Origin of the sequence: Kitasatospora sp. NPDC059812, assembly GCF_042732075.1 — a bacterium.
In the GTDB taxonomy this organism is placed as follows: Bacteria; Actinomycetota; Actinomycetes; order Streptomycetales; family Streptomycetaceae; genus Kitasatospora.
The window spans coordinates 11470-13397 of the sequence record NZ_JBHWIO010000139.1 but is presented as its reverse complement, the minus strand read 5'-3'; the positions used below and the strand labels follow the sequence as shown (position 1 = coordinate 13397).

Below are 1928 nucleotides of genomic sequence, written 5' to 3'. Positions count from 1 at the left end.
CACCCGGAAAACCCGGGTGCCCGCCCTTCGCGAGGCTGTGCCTAGCTGGCTGTGCCTACTTGGTTCCGCGCTTCGCGAGGCTGTGCCTACTTGGTTCCGCGCTTCGCGAGGCTGTGCCTACTTGGTTCCGCGCTTCGCGAGGAAGGCCTCGACCTCGTCCCGGATCTCCGGCGTGTCCAGCCCGCGCACGGTCATCGTGGTGCGGCGCCGCAGCACGTCGTCCGCCGTGTACGCCCACTCGCTGTCGGCCGCGTAGGCGACCTGCGCCCAGACGTCCGGGCCGTCCTCGTGGATCGGCCGGCCCAGCTCCGGGTTCTCGTCGATCATGCGGGCGATCTCGAAGGACAGCGTGCCGTAGTGGCTGGCCAGGTGCTTGGCCACCAGCGGCTCCATCCGGGAGCCCGGGTCGCGGTCGATCAGCAGCCGGTGCGCGACGGCGTTCGGCGCGCCGACACCCGGCAGCGGCACGGTCGCCGCGATCGGGGACATGTCCTCGCCGAGGCTGGTGCCGGGCACGTGCGCCAGCTTCTCCAGCACGGTGCGGCCGATGTGGCGGTAGGTGGTCCACTTGCCGCCGGCGACCGACAGCATGCCGCCCTTGCCCTCGGTGACGACCGTCTCGCGCTTGGCGGCGGCGGTGTCGCCCGGGCCGCCGGGCAGCACCCGCAGGCCGGCGAAGGAGTAGGTGATCAGGTCGCGGTCGAGGTGCTCGTCGCGGATGGCGTGCGCGGCCTCGCCCATGATCTGGTCGATGTCCGCCTCGGTGGCCCGGACGTCCTTCGGGTCGCCGGTGTACTCCTCGTCGGTGGTGCCGAGCAGGACGTGGTCCTCCCACGGGATGGCGAAGGAGACGCGGTACTTGTCGATCGGGATGGTCAGCGCGGCGCGCCACGGCGCCCGGCGCTTGACCACCACGTGGGCGCCCTTGGAGAGGCGGATCGACGGCGCGGCGCCGGCGTCCTCCATCTTGCGCAGGTGGTCCACCCACGGGCCGGTGGCGTTGAGCACCAGGCGGGCGTCGATGCCGAACTCGGTGCCGTCCAGGCGGTCGCGCAGCTCGGCGCCGGTGACCCGGCCGCCGGTGAAGCGCAGGCCGGTGACCTCGGCGTGGTTGAGCACCACGGCGCCGGCGTCGACGGCGGCGCGCACGGTCATCACGGCGACGCGCGAGTCGTTCATCTGGTGGTCGCCGTAGACGGCCACCGAGCGCAGGCCCTCGGTGCGCAGCGCGGGCACCTGCTGGGCGGCGTGCGCGGCGGTGGAGACCCGGCCCATGCCGTCGCGGAAGGCGGACAGCGCGGAGTACAGGAAGACGCCGGCGCCGAGCTTGGGCGCGCTGTGCGGGCCGCCCTTGTAGACCGGCACGAAGAAGGTCAGCGGGTTGACCAGGTGCGGCGCGACGTCGGTGGCGAGCGCGCGGCGCTCCTTGTGGTTCTCGGCGACGAGCTTGACCGCGCCGGTCTGCAGGTAGCGCAGACCACCGTGGACGAGCTTGGAGGAGGCGCTGGAGGTGGCGCCGGCGAAGTCGCCGCCGTCGACCATGGCGACCTTGAGTCCGGCCTGGGAGGCGGTCCAGGCGACGGCCGTGCCGAGGATGCCGCCCCCGATCACCAGCAGGTCGTAGGTGGCCTTGCCGAGCAGCTCACGGGTCTCGGCGCGGGAGGCGGTGCGGCCGGCGGTGCGCTCGGCGCCCAGGGTCGGGATGGTTGCCATGGTGGTTGTGTACGGCGCGCGGGTCAGGCGGCGCCGTTACTCCTCTCGTGTGCGGTGCGGCCTCTGCTGAGAGGCCGGTCGGCCCGGTGCGGCGGGCCGGTGAAACGCGGTGACACCCGCTGCCGGAACGGCGGGCGGGGGGGGGGCGGGGGGGGGGGGCGGCCGCCGGTGGGGCTGGGGTTGGCTTCTATTTATCACAACAACCACCGCCGCTC

Annotated in this window: 1 protein-coding gene; it reads right to left on the bottom strand. The window is 73.2% G+C overall.

Features of this window, described 5'->3' with window-relative positions:
• Positions 1-117: 117 nt before the first annotated feature.
• On the bottom strand, positions 118-1713 hold the full coding sequence (locus ACFV6D_RS37390) for a glycerol-3-phosphate dehydrogenase/oxidase (RefSeq protein WP_063350189.1): 1596 nt from the start codon (positions 1711-1713) through the stop codon (positions 118-120).
• Positions 1714-1928 lie beyond the last annotated feature (215 nt).